This is a genomic window from Pseudomonas sp. Z1-14 (genome assembly GCF_051132005.1).
Taxonomy (GTDB): domain Bacteria; phylum Pseudomonadota; class Gammaproteobacteria; order Pseudomonadales; family Pseudomonadaceae; genus Aquipseudomonas.
In genome coordinates this window covers 4,037,304-4,052,582 of record NZ_CP071646.1, presented here as the reverse complement: position 1 = coordinate 4,052,582, position 15,279 = coordinate 4,037,304, and the positions used below count along the sequence as shown (strand labels likewise).

Genomic DNA, 15,279 nt, shown 5'->3' with positions numbered 1-15,279 from the left:
CGAAAATGATTCTGTGCTCAGTCTGTGGGTGTAAGCGCTGCCCGAAGGCAAGCGATCACGATCTGGCTTGCACTGGCAGCAATGAGCCCGGCCAGCCTGGGAGCGTGTACCAATGAGCCTGCCAGCCAAACAACCCCGAGCCAAGAAGTGCCGTGTTGCTGAGTGTGGCGCCCCATTCGTCCCGCAACGACTAGGGCAGCGCGTATGCAGCCCGGCCTGCGCCATCCTCGACGCACCCACCAACCAGGCCAACCAGGAGAAGGCCCGCAAGTCCCTGGCTCAGGTCGAGCGCCGGGAGATCAAGGTGCGTAAGGAGAAGATCAAGTCGCGCGCCCAGCACCTGAAGGATGCCCAGACCGCGTTCAACGCCTGGATCCGCGAGAGGGATATCGGCTTGCCCTGTGTGAGCTGCGGAAGGCATCACAACGGCCAATGGCACGCGGGGCACTACCGGACCGTTGGCGGCAACCCTGAACTCAGGTTCGAACCGCTCAACGTATGGCGCCAATGTGCCCCGTGCAACAACCACAAGTCCGGCGACATCGTGAACTACCGCATTGAGCTGGTGAAGCGCATTGGCGCCGAGGCGGTCGAGTGGCTGGAAGGCCCTCATGAGCCCAAGAAGTACACCATCGAACAGCTGAAGGCGATGACCGCCGAATACCGGGCCAAGACCAAAGAATTGAGAAAAGGGGAAGCTGCATGAAGCTGATCAACGCAAGGCAAGTATGGACCGAGGCTCAGCACGAATCGAACGCGTCGATCAGCGCTGCAGCAATCGACAAGGCGGCATCCGCACCGGTGAAGAAGGGAACCCGCATGCGGCGCCATGAGGCTGTGTTCGCCGCCCTGGGCGAGGACAAGGAGGAACGCATCCAGGTTGTGCGCCAGAAGATCAGCATTAGCGAGACGCGCCGGACACCGGTTGGCCGGTCCACCGCCCGCGCCGCGCACCTGACGACCATCGGCAAGGTGCTCCGCGCAATCGACACGCTGCCATTCCAGGTCCAGCAGTTCGGGCACTACCTGTACCACCCGGCGATGAACATGCGGCACGTTATGAATGCCGTGCTGCTGATCACCGCCAAGGCAGCCCTGCCGGATCTGACATCCGCCAAACGGGTGAAGGCCCAGTATCTGGTCACCATGGCCCTGCAATCGTACAAGGGTGAGGTCCACGGGTCGCTTGAGTGGGGCCCGGCCCGGGTAGCTGCTGAAATGCAAACCTTCTTCGGCGTGACAATCGATCCGAAGAACTGGACCCGCGACTGGCTGGACCTGTGGGAATCCCTGAAGGAAGTGATCAAAGAAGTGGATATCCAGGCACAACAGCCAGTATGGCAGGTGATTCACTCGGAAAAAGATCAAGAAGCGGCATAATCACATTGACATGACGGGGAATTCCCGTTACTTTTCCCATAGTGCACAAGTAACGCGAAACGCACACGAAACCATGAGCCCGGCCAAGCGCCGGGTTTTTTATTGCCCGAAGAAACCCACCAGAAGGAATGCCGAATGGTTAAGCGACTGTCTGCTTATCTGGGCCTGGCGCTGGCCGCCTGCCTGTCCTGTTTCTCCATGTCGGCGCTCGCCGAGCCACTGACCCGAGCCTATCGCGTCGCGTACGTGATGGCCGAGCCCCAAGGTGTTGCCCTGCAGCGCATGGAGCTGACCCTGGCCATGTGGCGAACGGGCAGCGACACTACTGACGAATCCCTGGCATCCAATCTGCGCGCATCCAGCAATCACTTCGTGCTGGCCTCGGCCGAGCCGGCACCTGAAGGCGTTGGCGTTGGTGCCGGCCTTTCGCGCGGCTAAATACGCCTCGAAGCAACTGAAAGGCCCGGACATATGCGCCGGGCTTTTTGTGTCTCCGAGGAAAGCCGCTACCCAAGTGGCGGCTTTCCCGGACACAGCAGTTTTACCTGTAGCCAGGACAGCCCTCGGGACGACCTGGACGCCGATTAGCCGGATAGTACGGCGTACGGAAATAACACCGGCAGCCCGCGCACCCTGACCTCACATGCTTTCCGGGTGGCGCGAGACTTGAGCGGCGAGATCGATGCAATAGGGCGTCGACGCCGTGATAGCCTTTGGCGGACAGGAGGGGAAAGACCCTCACATTATGCGGATGAATGCGCAGGCTGATGCGTAAAGGTAACGGGCCTTGGCCCTGTGGGAATCGGAACCACACTGTACGGTCGTGCAACTCGACCAGCCCGAAAGCAGGAGATCAGCGCCTGCCATCCGCACCTATTCAGGGCCTCTGCACTCGCAGGGGCTTTTTCGTTTTCGGCTCCCCACACCCATTGCCCCGAGCTGGGAGTGCAGCGGAGCCGGATTTATCAATCTCCCCAAGGGGGAGGCAACCCGGATGCCAAACATGCCTGACAAGCCAGACACATGGGCCAAGATCTGGCTGGCGTTGAGCAATCCGCTAATGGCGGGCGTCATCATGGCCATCACCGTATCTCTGCTCCGCGTCCTGTACGACGGGAAAGAAACCAGCAAGCGTCGGATCGTGTTCGAGTCGCTTATCTGCGGATCTCTCAGCCTGGTCGCATCGAGCGTGATTGAGTGGATGGAGTGGCCGCCGAGCCTATCGATTGCCGCCGGAGGGACTATTGGGTTCCTTGGCGTGACAGCCATACGCGAGCTGGTGACCCGATTCCTCGGTCGCAAGGCGGATGCCGCATGAAGGCCTTCGCTGCTGCAATCATCATCGCCCTGGTAGGGCTGCTCCTGCTGGGCATTCAGCAATCGCGCGTCGTCGCTCTCCGTGGCGAGGTGGCATTCGAAGCCGGCGAGAAGAAGAAGGCGGTCGACGCCAACCTCGAAAGCCAGGCCACGATCACCACGCTACGGGCAGAAGCCCAGCGAAACGCCGAGTACCTGAAAGACCTGAACCGGCGGATCAAGGCCAGCGAAGACAAAGCCAAAAAGGCGAGGAAAGACTTTGAAGACCTCAAACGCAACAGCAAGCCTGTTCGTGATTGGGCTGCTCAGCCTCTGCCTGACGGCCTGCGCGGGAAAGCCAGCGGTGGTAACAAAGACAACGGCAGTAAGAGTCGAGCCCCCTGAGCTGGTGCCGTGTGAGCGGGTATCTGATGAAGACCTCGCTGACAACGGTCAGCTGTGGGAGCTGAAGACGCAAGCCATCAAGCTGCTCGACACCTGTGCAGATCAGGTGGACGCGCAGATCAAGCGCAGCCAGAGCAAGTAGCGCGCGACACGTTTCGCGAATCGGAAAATTGTGTCGCGACATTGGAGTCAGCATGACCACCATTGCCTACAAAGACGGCGTGATTGCCTATGACTCGCGGCAGACTAGATCCGGCGCGATCGTCTCGGACGACTGCTTGAAGTGCGCAACCGTTGATGGTGTCAGTTTCTTCTTGGCCGGAGCGGTATGCGACGAGAAGGCTTTGATTTCCGCCTACTTCGGGACTCCCTCGCTCGTTCCCGTGGAGTGCTCAGGCTATGTCGTCGATGGCGGCAAGCTGATGATGGTCGGCCACGACGACAAGACAGGCGTTTGGAAACAGGAGCTCGACCCATCTAACCCTGACGCTATTGGCAGTGGCTCCGCTTATGCCTTAGCAGCGATGGATATGGGTGCAAGCGCAGTGGATGCGGTTCGCGCCGCCATGAAGCGAGACATCTACACCGGCGGCACCATCCGCACGATGACCATCAGGCAAGAATAAGGATGCCCATGACAACCAAGCAACCCGACTGGGAGGCGATCGAACGAGCCTACCGGGCTGGATTGCTTTCCCTGCGCGCCATTGCCTCAGAGCATGGAGTAGCGCACAACACGATCATGAAGCGCGCCGAGAAGGAAGGCTGGCAACGTGACCTGACGAGCAAGGTCAGATCCGCCGTCAAGGACAAGGTGACCAGATCGGTGACCACGGATGGTGACCAGAAGAAACTGGTCACTGATGCCGAGATTATCGAGGAGGCATCCGATAAGGCTGCGGCTGTAGTGCTTGCCCACCGTTCCGGGCTGGCCCAGTGGCGAGGCATTGCGAGCAAGCTCAGCACGTTCCTGTCAGGCGTGACAGTCACTGCAGAAAACCACGGCGACTTCGCGCGGTCACTCAACGCTGGCGTCGACGCTCAGCTCAAGGTGATCAAGGGCGAGCGCCAAGCATTCAACCTCGACACGGAGGAGGGCGACAAGACAGTCGACACCCTGGCCGCGATGATGGACGAACTATCGAAGGACGCCTGACATGAAGCCCGAGCACATGAAGCTGCTCCGGGATAAGCGTTGGCGGTTGAACAATCTCTACTTCATCACCGATAAGCAGGGCAAGAAAGTCCGCTTCCGGATGACGGATGAGCAGATTGAGTACTTCGATGGGATGCACACCCGCAACATCATCCTGAAGGCTCGGCAGCTCGGCTTCACTACTGAGTGCTGCATCATCCAGCTGGACGCAGCGCTGTTCGAGTCGGCCAAGTGCGCACTGATCGCCCACACCCTGAACGACGCCAAGCGTCTGTTCCGGGAGAAGGTGAAGTACGCCTATGACAACCTGCCGAAAGAGATCCGCGCGGCGAATCCGGCGAGCAACGACGCCGCCGGCGAGCTGGTGTTCAGCAAGGGCGGTTCGCTATACGTCAGTACCTCGTTCCGGGGCGGCACGCTGCGTTACCTGCACGTCTCTGAGTTCGGGAAGATCTGCGCCAAGTTTCCGCACAAGGCTCGCGAGATCGTCACCGGCGCCTTCGAGGCTGTCGCCACCGATTGCTTCGTCACGATTGAATCGACGGCGGAGGGGCGGGCGGGCTACTTCTTCGACTACTCGCAGAGCGCAGAGAAGCAACTGCTGTCCGGCACGCCGCTCGGCAAGCTGGACTGGAAGTTCTTTTTCTTCAGCTGGTGGAAGAACAAGGCCTACTGGCTCGATCCAACCGAGGCGATCATCCCGCAGCGCCTGACCGACTACTTCAACGAACTGTTCGCTAAGCACGGCATCGACACCAACCCGGGCCAGCGCGCCTGGTACGCCGCCAAGGAGAAGACCCTCGGCGACGACATGAAGCGGGAATACCCGTCGATCCCAGCCGAAGCCTTCCAGCAGTCGATCGAGGGCGCTTACTACGCCCAGCAGTTCACCAAGCTGTATGCCGCTCAGCGCATCGGCACGCTGCCAGACAACAGCCACCTGCCGGTGATGACCTTCTGGGACATCGGCGTCGGCGACTCCACGGCCATCTGGTTCGTGCGTCAGGTCGGCACCGAGTACCACGTAATCGACTTCTACCAGAACAGCGGGGAAGGCCTGCGGCACTACATGAAGGTGCTCAAGGACAAGGGTTACACCTACTCCGAGCACTGGGGCCCGCACGACATCGACAACCGCGAGTTCGGCAGCGATGCCAAGACCCGCCGGGAAATGGCGCGCGAAGGCTACGAGATCGACGGTCAGCGCTACAGCATGACGTTCCAGGTCGTGCCGAAGATCGGGGTGGATGACGGTATCGACCAGGCCCGCGAAATCCTCGCTCACTGCGCCTTTGACGAAGCGAAGTGCGAAGAGGGCATTACCGCCCTGGAGAACTACCGCAAAGAGTGGGACGACAAGAAGGGCTGCTGGAAAGACAAGCCGCTTCACGACTGGGCGTCTCACCCGTCCGATGCATTCCGGTACTTCGCTGTCGCCAAGACCAAGCGCGTCACCATGACCCACATTCCTGTCACCTTCACTTTCTGAGGCCGATATGCCCAACTACAGCGCCATCAGGCAGGAGTACAGCGATGCCTTGCCCGGTTGGCAGCTGGTCAAGCGTTGCGTAGCTGGCCCGCGGGAGGTTCGCAAGTACAACGAATACCTGCCCATGCCGGATCCGCTGAATCAGTCGCCCGAGAATATCGCCCGATACGAGCAGCTGAAGAAGCGCGCCATGTTCCTGAACGTGGTGGGTCGTACGCGCATCGGTCTGCTGGGCGCGGTGTTTCGCAAGACGGCGGAGATCGAACTGCCCGCCGCTATCGACTACCTGCTCGAGAATGCCAGTGGTGACGGGTCAAGCCTGGAGCAGCTGAGCAAGGAATCCACCGGCGAATGCCTCGACACTGGGCGCGGCGGCCTGCTGGTGGACTTTCCAAAGGTCCAGTTGCCTGAGGGTCAGACAGCGCTCACCGTCGCCCAGGCAGCCAACGCGCGAGCTTACGTCCACTTCTATTGCGCCGAGAGCATCATCAACTGGCGTGAGGACGTGATTGATGGTGTGCGCCGGCTGGTGCTGGTGGTGCTGCACGAAAAGATCAACGAGCCAACGGCTGATGGGTTCGAGTTCACCGCCAAGGATCAATACCGGGCCCTAATGCTGCGCGATGGTCGCTACGTGCAGAGCGTGCATAGCTCGGAAAATCCTGAAGGCGAAGAGACAGAGCCAAAGGACAAGACTGGCAAGCCATTCGACCATATCCCGTTCCACTTCTTCGGGGCCGAGAGCAACGACGCCAGCATCGATAAATCACCGCTGGAAGACCTGGCAGAGGTGAACATCCTGCACTACGGCAACAGCGCCACGGTGGAGGAGTCTGGGTTCATCAGCTCCCAGCCGAGCCTCTTCATCACCACTGATATCGATCCAAGCGAGTTCGTAAAGCTGAACCCGAACGGTATGCACATTGGTTCGCGCCGTGGGCACAACCTTGGGAAAAACGGCACGGCTATCATGCTGCAGGCCAATGAGACGCAGCTAGCCCGCGAGCTGATGAAGGACAAGGAAGAGCAGATGCTCATGATCGGCGCCCGCATCGTCCAGCAGGGCAGCGGCGCCGAGACGGCAGAGGCTGTTCGCATCCGATACAGCTCTGACAACTCGGTCTTGGGCACTATTGCTGGCAACGTAAGCGAGGCCGTGCGTCTGGCCCTGTTCGATGCCCAGCGCTTCATGGTGGGCGCCGTGGACGAGAAAGGCACGGTGTTCTGGTTGAATCAGGAGTTCTTCGATCAAGCAATGGACGCCCAGGCGATCACGGCTCAAGTCCAGTTGTGGCAGCAAGGCATTATCGCCAAACGTGATCTGCGCGTGAACCTGCGCAAGGGCGCGGTGCTTGAGGCTGATCGCACCGACGAAGATATCGATGCGGACCGAGAGGATGACGCGCCTGTCTTGGGTAGCGAGGACGATCCGACCACCAATCAGCCGCCCGGGGTGAAGGATGAGTAGCGAAGGCTATCTGACGGACGCCACTACAAGGCACCAGGTCTACGTCCAGCGGTACGCCGGCGGCAACCTGAAGCGCGTGGCATCGTTCATCAGTAAGGCCATCAAAACAGCCAAGGATCGGGTAGCGGCTGGATTGAGCGATTACGGAACCCGTCGCTACCTCTCGCAGATAGAAACGCTCCAGGGCGATTTGCGGGGCATCTACGACGACATGAAGGGCAGGGCGCAGCTAGACCTCGGCGAGTTCGCGGTCTACGAGGCCGAGTTCAACGGCAAGATGCTGGGCAAGGTCATCAAGGCCGTTGTGCAGTTCAACGTGCCGTCGGCAGAGATGGTGAGCGCGGCTGCACTGGCTGACCCGATGCTGCTGGAGTCTCGCAAGGGCGTGCAGCGGATCAGCATCAGCGGTGCGCTCGACCAGTTCGGCACGAAGAAGGCAGCCGAGATCATCGGCGAGATTCAGATCGGCTCAAGCTTGGGCGAGACCAGCCAGCAGATCGGCCGGCGCCTTACCAGTATTCACCAGCTGCATCAGGATCAGGCGTCGTCGCTCGTTCGAACCATGACTAACCACGTCGCCAGCACGGCGCGAATGGAAACGCTCAAGGCCAACGACGACATCCTGCAGGGCTGGCGCTGGATATCCACGCTCGACAGCAAGACCAGCGCCATGTGTCAGGCGAGGGATCAACACATCTACGGATGGGACGACCCCAAGCCGCCCGGCCACTGGAATTGCCGATCGAGCGCGCTGCCCGTGCTGAAAGATCAGTTTGCCCGCGAAATTCCCGGATCTACCCGGCCCTCAATCGGCCCTGACGGCGTCACGCTGGTATCCAGCAAGACGAGCTATCAGGAATGGCTCTCGCGCCAGCCTGCGGCCTTCCAGCGAGACATCCTCGGCCCGAACCGCTACGCGCTCTTCACCAAGGGCGAGCTCACTCTCGACAAGTTCGTCGATGACAACGGAAAGACGCTGACCCTTCAACAACTGAAAGACCTTGAGCCGCTGGCATTCGAGCGAGCAGGGCTCTGACAACGAACCACACAAACGACCGGCCTTGAGCCGGTTTTTTTATGCCTGAGGCTGAGCCAACGGCAAATCATCCGGGGGATGACATGAAGTATCTGATCGACAAGGCAGCATTCGACGCGCTCGAACCTTCCCTGCAAGCCTTCTACAAGGCTCAGGGCGAGAACTACGTCCTGCTCGTGGAGGGGCTACCCGCCGGTGGCGAGGATCTGGAAGGCCTGAAGCGCCAGAACCAGACGCTGCTGGACGAGGCCAAGGAAGCCAAGCGCTTGAAGCGTGAGGCGGACGAGAAGCTCGAGCGCGAAAAGCTCGATGCCGCCAAAGCGAAAGGCGACTTCGAGCAGTTGTATGCCAGCAGCGAGCAGGCCCTGGCGGCTGAGCGTGCGCGACTCGCCGAGCTGACCTCGAGCATCGAGCGCCGCGACCTGACGTCGGCAGCCTCGAAGGTCTCCAGCAGCATCGCCGATGGCGAGAACGCCGAGATCCTCGCTGAGTTCATTCAGCGCCGTCTGAAGATCGTCGAAGGGCAAGTCAAGGTCACGGATGCCGCCGGCAACCTGACCATCGCCACTCTCGAAGACCTGGCAAAAGAATTCCAGCAAGCGCCGCGCTACGCAGCATTGGTGCGCGGCACGCAAGCGAACGGTGGCGGGGCTGCCGGGGGTAAGGGTGGCGGGGCCACCAAAACGTGGGACCAAATGACCGGTATGGAGCGTGTTGAGCTTCGCCGAACCAACCCCGCCGAGCACGCGCGCATGAAAGCCGCTGCTGAGGCCAAGTAAAAGGAAATGCCGCAATGCCAACCATTCTCTCGGACGTCGTTTTCCGCGACGAACTGCGCGACTACATCACCGTCAACAGCGTTGAGCGCACCGCGTTCTTCGAGTCGGGCATCCTGACCAGCAACAGCGACATGTCGACGCTGCTGTCCAGCCCGTCCAATACCTTCACCATTCCGTGGTGGGTTGACCTGGACGCGTCCATCGAGTCCAACTACTCGAACGACGTCTACACCGACATCGCGGTACCGCTGTCGGTCACCAGCTCCAGCATGCAGGCGCGCGCTGCGTACCTCAACGAAGGCTGGAACTGCATGAACCTGGTGAAGAACATCACCAACCAGGATCCCCTGGAGTTCGTTGCGGGCCGGCTGCTCAGCTACTGGCGCCGTGTGGCGCAGCGCCGCGCCATCGCTACCGTCGTGGGCATCTACAACGACAACGTTGCCTCCAATGGCGGCGACATGGTGGTGGACGCCGGCGGCCAGATTACTGCTGCAGCGATCATCCGCGCCAAAGCGACCATGGGCGACTACTCCGGCCAGCTGGGCGGCCTGAGCGTGATCGCAATGCACTCGGCCGTACAGACCGAGCTGCAGATCCTCAACCTGATCGACTTCACCCCGATTGCCGACCAGACCCCAGAGTTCGGTCGCTTCCAGGGTATGCGCGTTGTGGTGGATGACGGCATGCCGGTCATCACCGGTACGCCGAACAAGTATCTGTCGGTGATCTTCGGCCCGGGCGCCCTTGGCTTCGCCGAGGAAACCCCGCCTGGCGAAGACGGCCTGGAATACGAGCGCGCCCCAGATCGCGGCAATGGTGGTGGTGCGGAAACCCTGTGGAACCGTCGCAACTTCGTTGTGCACCCACTGGGCTACTCGTTCCTGAGCGCGACCATCACCGGCACCCCGACCACCACCCGGCCTATCTCGGCGAACTGGGCTGACCTGGCGCTGGCGACCAACTGGGAGCGCAAGTTCGCTCGCAAGCAGGTGCCACTGGCGTTCATCACTTCCACCGTTGGCGCCTAAGCGCTTTCCGGCCTCTTCGGGGGCCGGAATCCTTGAAGGAGAAGAATCATGACAGTCGCAAAAGACAAGCACATTGATCCGAACGTGAAAGCCCGCTGGGGGTTCGGTGGTACGGAGGGGGCCATCACTGTTGGGCCCGAGACCGTTGGCGAGACTGGCGGCGTTGATTCCGCCAGGACCGAGCCGGACGAAAAGGCAGCACGCAACAATGGCGGCGGCGAAAACACCGAAGCCGCGAAAGCGGGCAAGACCAAGTAACACCGGGGCCTCGGCCCCACTCATTCGAACGGAGGCCAGATGGCAACCTACATCACTGTGGCGGACGTAGACGCCATCCTCGGATCCAGCTGGACCACCGACGACAAGAAGGCGCGCGCAGTCTTGCAGGCCAACGCCTATCTGACCTCGCTCAACCTCGTCGGCATTGATATGTCAGCCATCCCTGATGAAGTGAAGCAGGCCGGCGCCGAGCTGGCAGCTGTCGCTGCTGAGGGGAAGTTGTACCAGCAACACACCGAGGGCTCGCTTGAGGCCAAGACGGTCAAGGCGGGATCGGTGAGCACCAGCAAGACGTTCGCCTCGATCGATTCCAGCAAAACCACCTCGCTTCCCGATGGCGTCCAGTTCGCCCTGGCCCTGTTGCAGCCCTGGATGAGCAGCATGTTCTCTTTCCGCGTTGACCGGGGGTGATGCATGGGACTGCGCGACGACATCCAGATCGACTTGGCCGAGGCGTTCGATACAGACCTTGCGGACGCGGTGCAGTCATTTAGCGGCGGCGTGACGCTGCCAGGTACGTGGGACCCGGTCAGTGAGGCGGCTGGTCCGTCAGTCGTAATTGCCTACACCGGCCGCGGCGTGTTCGACGCCTTCAAAATCGCCCAGGTCGACGGCGTGAACATCCGCGCCACCGACCAACTGCTGATCGCGCTGACCAACGAAACGATTGGCGGGGTTCCGGACATCGGCCACAAGATCAACGATTTCGACGTGGTCAACGTCCAGGTTGACCCGGCCGGCGCGCACTACGAGATCCAGCTGAGGAAAGTCTGATGACCACCAAAGCGGGCTGGAGCCATAGCCTCACGGAATTTGCAGACCAGGCTGGGGAGGACATCACCCAGATGGCGCGCGTCATCGCGACCGCCATGCTTACGGAGGTGGTGAATCGTTCCCCGGTCGGCAACCCTGACCTGTGGCAGGCCAACGTTGCGCTGCGCACGAAGAACGTGGCGCTTGCGGATGCGTATGACGCGAATGTCGACGCACGTAACGCTGCGCGAACCGGTGGCCGGGCCTTCAAGAAGCTGACCAAGCGCGAGCGCGAAGAGAACTACTTCGTCAAAGCGCAGGCAGCGGGGAAGGGTTACATCGGCGGCGCGTTCCGCGGGAGTCACCTGGTATCGATCGGTGCGCCGGATATGACCGTGACCGACAACATCGACCCATCTGGCCGGGAAACGATCAGCAAGGGCAGCATGCTCATCAAGGCATCAGGCCAGTTCCCTGTCATCTACATCCAAACGAACAGCCCCTACGGCGAGATGCTGGAACTGGGGCATTCCACGCAGGCGCCCGGCGGGGTTTATGACCTCGCTTTCATTGGCGTATCCGAGGCCTACAAATGACCTTCGAGCAGATCAGGGCGCTCATCATCGGTCGCATGGTGTCCTTCACTGGCATTGACCAGGCGCGGATCGATTATCCGAACCAGCCGACGGTGTTCACTCCGCCGGCAGACGGGCTGTGGTGCCGGCTGAATATTCAGTACGCCTCAGCCTTCATGGCTGGCATGGCCGACCGTCCACACACCCGCAAGCCCGGTCAGATCAGCATCCAATGCTTCGCCCGCGAGCGCACCGGCACCAAAGCCTTGAATGAACTGGCCGACGCGCTTGAAGCGCACTTCGCCTACTGGATGTCCGGCGACCTTGAGTGCATGGAGGCCAGCCAAGTGGTCGCCGGCGAGTTCGAGGGCTTCTACCAAATCAACGTCAACATCCGGTTTCGCGCCGGCTGATAGCAAAGCAACCGCCAAGCCCGCTTCGGCGGGTTTTTTTATGCCCGCGAATAGGAGGCTCCAATGAGCTCTGGCGCAAAAGTTGTAAGCCACATCATCGCCGAGGTAACGCCAGGCGTAACCCCGGCCGGAACCTGGGACACGCTGCGCCTCACCGGCAACGCGCTGACCCCGACCGTCAACACCCAAGTCAGTGACGAGATCACCGACAACCGCCTGAGCCAGGGTTCTGTGGCCACCAGCATCGATATCGGCGGCGACCTGACGGCGGAGTTCTCGTTCGGCTCGTTCGACCAGCTGCTGGAGGCCGCGTTTTACGGCAACTGGTCAGGCAACGTGCTGAGTGTCGGCGATACTCGGCACACCTTCAGCATCGCCAAGGGTTACGACGACGTCGGCGTCTATGGCGTGTTCAAGGGGGCTCACGTCTCCACCTTCGCGCTGGACATCCCGTCCGACGGCAAGATCACCGCCACTTTCAACATGGCGTGCCTGGACTACGAGGACAGCGAGACCCCGATCGTTGTCTCGCCGAACGCGCCAACCACTTCACCATTCCTGTCGAACAACAACGTCGGCACGATCCTGGTGAACGGGCAATCGCTGGAAGGCGTGGCCTGCGTCTCTGCCATGACGGTGAATCTGGACAACAGCCTGCAGACCCAGCGCTGCCTCGGATCCGATAGCCTTGGCCCTGGCGCGCATATCGCCACCGAAGCCGCCATCACAGGAAGCATCACGCTGGCCTGGTCCAAGCGTGCATGGGAAATCTGGAAGAACACCTTCACCCGTGCGCCGATCGCGGTGGTGTTTCCGATCACCGACTCCCTGGGCAACCGGTACACCTTCAGTTATCCCGCGGTTGAAGTGGATGGCGAGCTGCCAAACGGCGGCAAGCGCGACCTGATCGAGGTAACTCTGAACTACACAGTCGCGAAGGTCAGCCCGACCATTACCCGAGTTCCATTCGTGCCGGTGGCTAGCGTTGCCGTTGCGCCGACAACCGCATCGATCGAGGTGGCAACAACTCAGCAGCTCACCGCATCAGCACTGCCGGCCGAAGCCGCGCAGAACGTCACCTGGTCGAGTTCGGCGCCGAGTGTGGCAACCGTCAGCTCGTCTGGCCTGGTCACCGGTGTGTCTGTTGGCTCGGCGACTATCACGGCTACCAGCGTCTCGGACGTCACCAAGACCAGTACCTCCGCAATCACCGTCACCGCGTAAGCGCATCACCTTTGGCTGCCCCGGCATACACGCCGGCCGGGGCGGCCCTTTTATTGGCGAGGCGTTGAGGAATTACCATGGCTCTGCAACTGGGCAAAAAGAAGCCTGCGGTCACCGGCGAGCGCTGGGCGAAGTTCGACGAAGACACAAAGGTGCTGCTGGCCGGCATCGACAACCCTGAATACCAGGTCGCCCTTGAGCGCATGCGGCGCCGCATCCAGCGCAACGACGCGCGCTTCGAGGAGGGCCAGGTCGGTGTGGTCGCCGGCGAGAAGACCGAGCACCAGAACCACGCAATGCTGCTCAGCCACTTCATTGTGAAGGATTGGGAAGGCGTCCTGGATGCCGATGGAAACCCGGTCAAATACAGCCCAGCGGTTGCCGCTGAGTTGCTGGAGAACAACATCGAGTTCTTCATCTTCGTCCTGCGCGAAGGCGCGGCAGCCGCAAATGATGCCGCTGAAGAGCGAGCTGAGTCGGTGGGAAAGCCGTCGCCCGCTTCGAATGGGAGCAAGAGTGGGGCGGGGAAAGTGAAAAGCGCCGCGCGGTCTACGCGCGCCTGAGGTTGAGCGTTCCGGACGAACCGGAGAACGATCCGCTCACCGCGTACTTGCTCAACCTTTATCGAAACGTCTGCCGCGGCCGCCGGTACATCGCCGGCATGGCCGGGGCGTTCCCATTACCTCTATCAGGGCGGGATATCTCCGACTGGCTGGAGGCGCATCCGTCGCCATTGCCGCGCGATGAGGTTGACGAGGTGATGTTTGCGCTGGATGCGCTGTGCTTGGTGGGGGATTACGATTGAAGCCACATAACGCGGCATAGTTGCAGGAGAAAACGCATGAGCGATTTAACGGATTGGTTGAACGCGCAAAGCCTTGCCGGCCTTGCGCGCTTTGCAAGTCGTTCGCCTGAGGAGCTAGGGCAAGTGATCGTTACTAGTGCTATGACTGAGGCGGCCATGGAGTATGTCTACAGCCTCTACGATCCGTTAATGTCCACCCACCTCTTGGAGGAGGTTTTCAGAATCATGGCAGTTCTTCAGCCGAAGGCGCTGGCAACGACAAAAGAGCTTCCTGCGCTGTGTTCGGCTGTGAATGAGGAATAGAATGAATCCTCATATCCATGGAGCGCGGAGCATGCAAAGAAACTGGGATCTGATCAGGATGATCTTGCTGGAGCTGGAACAGGCAGATGGACAGCATATAAAAGCAAAGGAAATGCCTCCGTTTCCAGCTGATTGGGTGGCCCTTCACATGAAGATGATGGAGGAAGGCGGCCTGATTGAAGGGAATGACCCTGGGTTTTTGAGTGGCCCTCCGCAATTCTTCGCGCTTGGATTGACGTGGAAGGGGCGCGAGCTCCTCGACAGCATCAGAACCGATTCGGTATGGGGAAAGACGAAAGGGCTGCTCAAGGAAAAAGGGGTTGGCCTGACTCTTGATACTATAAAAGCGGCAGTTACTGCCGTGGTGACCCAGCTGATGAAATCCTGATTTTGTGGCTGCAATATGGATGGTGGTAGATTGATGCCACTTTCAGGGAGGGTGGGATTTGAGACGATTATTGCTGATAGGGTTTGTCTGCATTGCCATAGCAGGATGCGAGACGACCAGGGTTTCGCCAGAACAGGCCCGTCCAGTGTCTTCGGATGACGTGTATGCATTCAGTCGACCATCTAGCCCCAGCGACGCCAGGATCGTGTTCACCCAGGATGCTGGTGCCTTGAGTTGCTTTGGCGCGGGTATGCAGGTTTTCCTTGATGAAAAATTAGCTGCCGAGACTATCAGCGGAGAATCGGTGAAGCTCTATCACAAGCCGGGCCCAACGCAGCTGAGCATCAAAAACAAGGCCGGATGTGCTGGTGGAGATTTGCGCGGCCTGTTGCTGGATCTGAAGCCAGGCTACTCATATTCCGTTCGCGGGTACCGCGGCGCATGGGATAAAGCAGAGCCATTGCTGACATCACCCGAGCCATTCCAATACAGGAAGTGA

24 protein-coding genes are annotated in these 15,279 nt (G+C 60.4%); all 24 read left to right on the top strand.

Going from position 1 to position 15,279, the window contains the following annotated elements:
• Positions 1-112 precede the first annotated feature (112 nt).
• The 24 genes from J3P89_RS18395 (at position 113) to J3P89_RS18280 (ending at position 15,279) form a co-directional block, all read left to right on the top strand.
• The gene (locus J3P89_RS18395; RefSeq protein WP_434695185.1) at positions 113-706 is read left to right on the top strand and encodes a recombination protein NinG; all 594 of its coding nucleotides are present in this window, start codon (positions 113-115) and stop codon (positions 704-706) included.
• Positions 703-1,380: a hypothetical protein gene (locus J3P89_RS18390; protein ID WP_434695184.1), complete on the top strand. Its 678-nt coding sequence runs from the start codon at positions 703-705 to the stop codon at positions 1,378-1,380. The genes J3P89_RS18395 and J3P89_RS18390 overlap by 4 nt, the downstream gene beginning before the upstream one ends.
• A gap of 135 nt (positions 1,381-1,515) precedes the next feature.
• Positions 1,516-1,818, top strand: a complete 303-nt coding sequence (locus J3P89_RS18385; RefSeq protein WP_434695182.1) for a hypothetical protein — start codon at positions 1,516-1,518, stop codon at positions 1,816-1,818.
• 556 nt (positions 1,819-2,374) lie between these two features.
• Positions 2,375-2,698 carry a phage holin, lambda family gene (locus J3P89_RS18380; protein ID WP_434577570.1) on the top strand — a complete coding sequence of 108 codons (324 nt, stop codon included), beginning with the start codon at positions 2,375-2,377 and terminating at the stop codon, positions 2,696-2,698.
• A complete protein-coding gene (locus tag J3P89_RS18375) occupies positions 2,695-3,081 on the top strand; it encodes a hypothetical protein (protein WP_434695181.1) in 387 nt (128 codons plus the stop codon). Before J3P89_RS18380 ends, J3P89_RS18375 begins: the two co-directional genes overlap by 4 nt.
• On the top strand, positions 2,990-3,223 hold the full coding sequence (gene lysC / locus J3P89_RS18370) for an Rz1-like lysis system protein LysC (protein ID WP_434695180.1): 234 nt from the start codon (positions 2,990-2,992) through the stop codon (positions 3,221-3,223). Before J3P89_RS18375 ends, lysC begins: the two co-directional genes overlap by 92 nt.
• A 52-nt stretch (positions 3,224-3,275) precedes the next feature.
• A complete protein-coding gene (locus tag J3P89_RS18365; RefSeq protein WP_434695179.1) occupies positions 3,276-3,707 on the top strand; it encodes a proteasome subunit beta in 432 nt (143 codons plus the stop codon).
• 8 nt (positions 3,708-3,715) lie between these two features.
• Positions 3,716-4,237, top strand: a complete 522-nt coding sequence (locus tag J3P89_RS18360; protein WP_434695178.1) for a hypothetical protein — start codon at positions 3,716-3,718, stop codon at positions 4,235-4,237.
• 1 nt (position 4,238) lies between these two features.
• Positions 4,239-5,726 carry a terminase gene (locus J3P89_RS18355; RefSeq protein WP_434695177.1) on the top strand — a complete coding sequence of 496 codons (1,488 nt, stop codon included), beginning with the start codon at positions 4,239-4,241 and terminating at the stop codon, positions 5,724-5,726.
• Between the two features lie 7 nt (positions 5,727-5,733).
• Entirely contained in the window at positions 5,734-7,194 is a 1,461-nt protein-coding gene (locus J3P89_RS18350; protein WP_434695176.1) for a DUF4055 domain-containing protein, read from the top strand.
• Complete coding sequence (locus J3P89_RS18345) at positions 7,187-8,230, top strand: minor capsid protein (protein WP_434695175.1); 1,044 nt, start codon at positions 7,187-7,189, stop codon at positions 8,228-8,230. Before J3P89_RS18350 ends, J3P89_RS18345 begins: the two co-directional genes overlap by 8 nt.
• Before the next feature lie 83 nt (positions 8,231-8,313).
• Entirely contained in the window at positions 8,314-9,009 is a 696-nt protein-coding gene (locus tag J3P89_RS18340; RefSeq protein ID WP_434695174.1) for a hypothetical protein, read from the top strand.
• 14 nt (positions 9,010-9,023) lie between these two features.
• Entirely contained in the window at positions 9,024-10,040 is a 1,017-nt protein-coding gene (locus J3P89_RS18335) for a hypothetical protein (RefSeq protein WP_434695173.1), read from the top strand.
• A gap of 48 nt (positions 10,041-10,088) precedes the next feature.
• Complete coding sequence (locus J3P89_RS18330) at positions 10,089-10,298, top strand: hypothetical protein (protein WP_434695172.1); 210 nt, start codon at positions 10,089-10,091, stop codon at positions 10,296-10,298.
• 39 nt (positions 10,299-10,337) lie between these two features.
• Positions 10,338-10,730, top strand: a complete 393-nt coding sequence (locus J3P89_RS18325) for a protein singed (protein WP_434695171.1) — start codon at positions 10,338-10,340, stop codon at positions 10,728-10,730.
• Between the two features lie 3 nt (positions 10,731-10,733).
• Positions 10,734-11,093 (top strand): hypothetical protein, encoded by a 360-nt coding sequence (locus tag J3P89_RS18320; protein WP_434695170.1) that lies wholly within the window; start codon positions 10,734-10,736, stop codon positions 11,091-11,093.
• Positions 11,093-11,668, top strand: coding sequence for an HK97 gp10 family phage protein (locus J3P89_RS18315; RefSeq protein ID WP_434695169.1), 576 nt, complete (start codon positions 11,093-11,095; stop codon positions 11,666-11,668). Before J3P89_RS18320 ends, J3P89_RS18315 begins: the two co-directional genes overlap by 1 nt.
• Complete coding sequence (locus J3P89_RS18310) at positions 11,665-12,060, top strand: hypothetical protein (protein WP_434695168.1); 396 nt, start codon at positions 11,665-11,667, stop codon at positions 12,058-12,060. The genes J3P89_RS18315 and J3P89_RS18310 overlap by 4 nt, the downstream gene beginning before the upstream one ends.
• 63 nt (positions 12,061-12,123) lie before the next feature.
• The gene (locus J3P89_RS18305; protein WP_434695167.1) at positions 12,124-13,284 is read left to right on the top strand and encodes a phage tail tube protein; all 1,161 of its coding nucleotides are present in this window, start codon (positions 12,124-12,126) and stop codon (positions 13,282-13,284) included.
• 77 nt (positions 13,285-13,361) lie between these two features.
• Positions 13,362-13,847 (top strand): hypothetical protein, encoded by a 486-nt coding sequence (locus tag J3P89_RS18300; protein WP_434695166.1) that lies wholly within the window; start codon positions 13,362-13,364, stop codon positions 13,845-13,847.
• 2 nt (positions 13,848-13,849) lie between these two features.
• Complete coding sequence (locus J3P89_RS18295) at positions 13,850-14,089, top strand: hypothetical protein (RefSeq protein WP_434695165.1); 240 nt, start codon at positions 13,850-13,852, stop codon at positions 14,087-14,089.
• A 36-nt stretch (positions 14,090-14,125) separates the two neighbouring features.
• Complete coding sequence (locus J3P89_RS18290; RefSeq protein ID WP_434695164.1) at positions 14,126-14,392, top strand: hypothetical protein; 267 nt, start codon at positions 14,126-14,128, stop codon at positions 14,390-14,392.
• A 31-nt stretch (positions 14,393-14,423) separates the two neighbouring features.
• Positions 14,424-14,780, top strand: coding sequence for a DUF2513 domain-containing protein (locus J3P89_RS18285; RefSeq protein WP_434695163.1), 357 nt, complete (start codon positions 14,424-14,426; stop codon positions 14,778-14,780).
• A gap of 205 nt (positions 14,781-14,985) precedes the next feature.
• Positions 14,986-15,279 carry a hypothetical protein gene (locus J3P89_RS18280; protein WP_434695162.1) on the top strand — a complete coding sequence of 98 codons (294 nt, stop codon included), beginning with the start codon at positions 14,986-14,988 and terminating at the stop codon, positions 15,277-15,279.

What these genes read in the sequence shown, in the direction of transcription:
- J3P89_RS18395 (WP_434695185.1), top strand. Translation starts at nt 113, where the DNA reads ATGAGCCTGCCAGCCAAACAACCCCGAGCCAAGAAGTGCCGTGTTGCT.
- J3P89_RS18390 (WP_434695184.1), top strand. Translation starts at nt 703, where the DNA reads ATGAAGCTGATCAACGCAAGGCAAGTATGGACCGAGGCTCAGCACGAA.
- J3P89_RS18385 (WP_434695182.1), top strand. Translation starts at nt 1,516, where the DNA reads ATGGTTAAGCGACTGTCTGCTTATCTGGGCCTGGCGCTGGCCGCCTGC.
- J3P89_RS18380 (WP_434577570.1), top strand. Translation starts at nt 2,375, where the DNA reads ATGCCAAACATGCCTGACAAGCCAGACACATGGGCCAAGATCTGGCTG.
- J3P89_RS18375 (WP_434695181.1), top strand. Translation starts at nt 2,695, where the DNA reads ATGAAGGCCTTCGCTGCTGCAATCATCATCGCCCTGGTAGGGCTGCTC.
- J3P89_RS18365 (WP_434695179.1), top strand. Translation starts at nt 3,276, where the DNA reads ATGACCACCATTGCCTACAAAGACGGCGTGATTGCCTATGACTCGCGG.
- J3P89_RS18360 (WP_434695178.1), top strand. Translation starts at nt 3,716, where the DNA reads ATGACAACCAAGCAACCCGACTGGGAGGCGATCGAACGAGCCTACCGG.
- J3P89_RS18355 (WP_434695177.1), top strand. Translation starts at nt 4,239, where the DNA reads ATGAAGCCCGAGCACATGAAGCTGCTCCGGGATAAGCGTTGGCGGTTG.
- J3P89_RS18350 (WP_434695176.1), top strand. Translation starts at nt 5,734, where the DNA reads ATGCCCAACTACAGCGCCATCAGGCAGGAGTACAGCGATGCCTTGCCC.
- J3P89_RS18345 (WP_434695175.1), top strand. Translation starts at nt 7,187, where the DNA reads ATGAGTAGCGAAGGCTATCTGACGGACGCCACTACAAGGCACCAGGTC.
- J3P89_RS18340 (WP_434695174.1), top strand. Translation starts at nt 8,314, where the DNA reads ATGAAGTATCTGATCGACAAGGCAGCATTCGACGCGCTCGAACCTTCC.
- J3P89_RS18335 (WP_434695173.1), top strand. Translation starts at nt 9,024, where the DNA reads ATGCCAACCATTCTCTCGGACGTCGTTTTCCGCGACGAACTGCGCGAC.
- J3P89_RS18330 (WP_434695172.1), top strand. Translation starts at nt 10,089, where the DNA reads ATGACAGTCGCAAAAGACAAGCACATTGATCCGAACGTGAAAGCCCGC.
- J3P89_RS18325 (WP_434695171.1), top strand. Translation starts at nt 10,338, where the DNA reads ATGGCAACCTACATCACTGTGGCGGACGTAGACGCCATCCTCGGATCC.
- J3P89_RS18320 (WP_434695170.1), top strand. Translation starts at nt 10,734, where the DNA reads ATGGGACTGCGCGACGACATCCAGATCGACTTGGCCGAGGCGTTCGAT.
- J3P89_RS18315 (WP_434695169.1), top strand. Translation starts at nt 11,093, where the DNA reads ATGACCACCAAAGCGGGCTGGAGCCATAGCCTCACGGAATTTGCAGAC.
- J3P89_RS18310 (WP_434695168.1), top strand. Translation starts at nt 11,665, where the DNA reads ATGACCTTCGAGCAGATCAGGGCGCTCATCATCGGTCGCATGGTGTCC.
- J3P89_RS18305 (WP_434695167.1), top strand. Translation starts at nt 12,124, where the DNA reads ATGAGCTCTGGCGCAAAAGTTGTAAGCCACATCATCGCCGAGGTAACG.
- J3P89_RS18300 (WP_434695166.1), top strand. Translation starts at nt 13,362, where the DNA reads ATGGCTCTGCAACTGGGCAAAAAGAAGCCTGCGGTCACCGGCGAGCGC.
- J3P89_RS18290 (WP_434695164.1), top strand. Translation starts at nt 14,126, where the DNA reads ATGAGCGATTTAACGGATTGGTTGAACGCGCAAAGCCTTGCCGGCCTT.
- J3P89_RS18285 (WP_434695163.1), top strand. Translation starts at nt 14,424, where the DNA reads ATGCAAAGAAACTGGGATCTGATCAGGATGATCTTGCTGGAGCTGGAA.